Source organism: Eubacterium sp. AF36-5BH, assembly GCF_003460505.1.
Classification (GTDB): Bacteria; Bacillota; Clostridia; order Lachnospirales; family Lachnospiraceae; genus Eubacterium_G.
On the sequence record NZ_QTVG01000004.1, the window covers coordinates 307753 to 311164 of the forward strand.

Below are 3412 nucleotides of genomic sequence, written 5' to 3' on the forward strand. Positions count from 1 at the left end.
TGGTTAAGCCCTAAACGGCCTATGGTACTATGCTGGAGACGGCATGGAAGAGCGGGTGGCTGCCGGATTAAAGAATGGGCTTATAGCTCAGCTGGTTAGAGCGCACGCCTGATAAGCGTGAGGTCGATGGTTCGAGTCCATTTAAGCCCATCATAAAAAAAATATGAACATCTGGGGGCGTAGCTCAGTTGGGAGAGCACCTGCCTTGCAAGCAGGGGGTCAAGAGTTCGAATCTCTCCGTCTCCACTAGAAGCGTAAAAGCTTCAATTGTACATTGAAAACTACATACTGAGAAATAAACGAAATAAATGACATAAAGAAATTTATGTTCATGCCAATTTCAAGACATCCGAGGCGCATCGAAAGATGCGATAAAGAAATAACAAACACAGATAAGAGACGATCTTATTTAAGAGTTAAACTCAAACCGACCACTGTTGTAACGCTATACAACAGGTAAATGGTTAAGCTAATAAGAGCGCAGGGTGGATGCCTTGGCACTAAGAGCCGAAGAAAGACGTGATAAGCTGCGAAAAGCTACGGTTAGGAGCAAATATCCAATGATCCGTAGATATCTGAATGGGGAAACCTAACCGGAAAAACTCCGGTTACTGCATGGTGAATACATAGCCATGCAGAGGGAACCCGGTGAACTGAAACATCTAAGTAGCCGGAGGAAAAGAAAGAAACATCGATTTCCAAAGTAGCGGCGAGCGAAATGGAAAGAGCCTAAACCGGATTGCGTGCAATCCGGGGTTATGGACCGCACCAAGTGACTTAGCGGGTAGAAGAATGGTATTGGGAAAGCCAGCCAGAGAGGGTGAAAGCCCCGTATTCGAAACCTTAAGAGAGCGAGCGGAATCCGAAGTACCACGAGACACGTGGAACCTTGTGGGAAGTCGGGGGGACCACCCCCCAAGGCTAAATACTCCTTAGTGACCGATAGCGCATAGTACTGTGAAGGAAAGGTGAAAAGAACCCCGGGAGGGGAGTGAAAGAGAACCTGAAACCCTGTGTTTACAAGCTGTGGAACTGCTTTGTATGCAGAACCGCGTACTTTTTGTAGAACGGTCCGGCGAGTTACGCTTACTGGCGAGGTTAAGTACCAAAGGTATGGAGCCGAAGGGAAACCAAGTCTTAACAGGGCGCCATAGTCAGTAGGAGTAGACCCGAAACCGGGTGACCTACCCATGTCCAGGATGAAGTTGCCGTAAAAGGCAATGGAGGTCCGAACACACATCCGTTGAAAAGGGTGGTGATGAGGTGTGGGTAGCGGAGAAATTCCAATCGAACCCGGAGATAGCTGGTTCTCCTCGAAATAGCTTTAGGGCTAGCCTCAATTTAGTCTTGCGGAGGTAGAGCACTGAATATCCTAGGGGGCGTCAAAGCTTACCGAAGATTATCAAACTCCGAATGCCGTTAAGATGATGATTGGGAGTCAGACTGCACGAGATAAGTTGGGTAGTCAAAAGGGAAACAGCCCAGACCTCCAGCTAAGGTCCCAAAGTGAGTGTTAAGTGGAAAAGGATGTGGGATTTCGAAGACAACTAGGATGTTGGCTTAGAAGCAGCCATACATTCAAAGAGTGCGTAATAGCTCACTAGTCGAGAGGTCCTGCGCCGAAAATGTCCGGGGCTAAACACTACACCGAAGCTGAGGAATGATTTATCATTGGTAGAGGAGCATTGTTAGCGAGACGAAGCTGTACCGAAAGGAGCAGTGGATTGCTAAGAAGAGAGAATGCCGGAATGAGTAGCGAGAGTGAGGTGAGAATCCTCACGGCCGAATATCTAAGGTTTCCAGGGTAAAGCTGATCTGCCCTGGGTTAGTCGGGGCCTAAGGCGAGGTCGAAAGACGTAGTCGATGGATAACAGGTTGATATTCCTGTACTACAATATATCAGAACTGTGGGGACACAGACAGAAAGCCAGAGCCGGGAATGGAAAGACCGGTACAAGCGAGGTAGGAGTAAGGCAGGCAAATCCGCCTTACAATCTGAAGACGTGATGTGTAGCGAAGTTATAAGTAGCGAAGCTGGTGAGCTGGCTGTCAGGAAAAGCCGCTATTGTGTATATTGTACCCGTACCGTAAACCGACACAGGTGGATGAGGAGAGAATCCTAAGGCCGACGGAAGAAGCATTGTTAAGGAACTCGGCAAAATGGCCCCGTAACTTCGGGATAAGGGGTGCCTACGAAGGTAGGCCGCAGAGAATTGGCCCAAGCAACTGTTTAGCAAAAACACAGGTCTATGCGAAACCGTAAGGTGATGTATATGGGCTGACGCCTGCCCGGTGCTGGAAGGTTAAGAGGAGAGGTTAGCGAATGCGAAGCTTTGAATTTAAGCCCCAGTAAACGGCGGCCGTAACTATAACGGTCCTAAGGTAGCGAAATTCCTTGTCGGGTAAGTTCCGACCCGCACGAAAGGCGTAATGATTTGGGCACTGTCTCAACAATGCATCCGGTGAAATTGAAGTACCAGTGAAGATGCTGGTTACCTGCGCCAGGACGGAAAGACCCCATGGAGCTTTACTCTAGCTTGATACTGGGATTCGATATTGTATGTACAGGATAGGTGGGAGACTAGGAAACGGGAACGCCAGTTTTCGTGGAGTCACCCTTGGGATACCACCCTTGCAGTATTGGGTTTCTAACATGCAGCCGTTATCCGGCTGGTGGACAATGTCAGGTGGGGAGTTTGACTGGGGCGGTCGCCTCCGAAAGAGTATCGGAGGCGCTCAAAGGTTCCCTCAGAATGGTCGGAAACCATTCGCAGAGTGCAAAGGCATAAGGGAGCTTGACTGTGACACCGACGGGTGGAGCAGGTACGAAAGTAGGACTTAGTGATCCGGTGGTATAAAGTGGGATTGCCATCGCTCAACGGATAAAAGCTACCCTGGGGATAACAGGCTTATCACTCCCAAGAGTTCACATCGACGGAGTGGTTTGGCACCTCGATGTCGGCTCATCGCATCCTGGGGCTGTAGTAGGTCCCAAGGGTTGGGCTGTTCGCCCATTAAAGCGGTACGCGAGCTGGGTTCAGAACGTCGTGAGACAGTTCGGTCCCTATCCGGCGTGGGCGTAGGATATTTGAGAGGAGCTGTCCTTAGTACGAGAGGACCGGGATGGACTGACCTCTGGTGTACCTGTTGCATTACCAAATGCATCGCAGGGTAGCCAAGTCGGGACGGGATAAACGCTGAAGGCATCTAAGCGTGAAGCCCCCCTCAAGATGAGATATCCCATTCGTAAGAATTAAGACCCCTTGAAGACTACGAGGTTGATAGGTCAGAGGTGGAAGTGCAGTAATGCATGCAGCTGACTGATACTAATAGGTCGAGGGCTTATCCATGAAGGAAGGAAAGAGGAGTTATCTCCGGATGTAAAATTTTTCAGTGTGTGGTTTTGAATGTA

2 tRNA genes and 1 rRNA gene are annotated in these 3412 nt (G+C 49.4%); all 3 read left to right on the plus strand.

Annotation, left to right across the window (positions count from 1 at the left end):
- Positions 1 to 76: 76 nt before the first annotated feature.
- The 3 genes from DW006_RS05770 to DW006_RS05780 all read left to right on the plus strand — a co-directional run bounded on the left by DW006_RS05770 (position 77) and on the right by DW006_RS05780 (position 3350).
- Positions 77 to 150 (plus strand) — tRNA-Ile (locus DW006_RS05770).
- A gap of 23 nt (positions 151 to 173) precedes the next feature.
- Positions 174 to 246, plus strand: a tRNA-Ala gene (locus DW006_RS05775).
- A 216-nt stretch (positions 247 to 462) separates the two neighbouring features.
- Positions 463 to 3350: ribosomal RNA gene (locus DW006_RS05780) — 23S ribosomal RNA — on the plus strand.
- Positions 3351 to 3412: the final 62 nt, after the last annotated feature.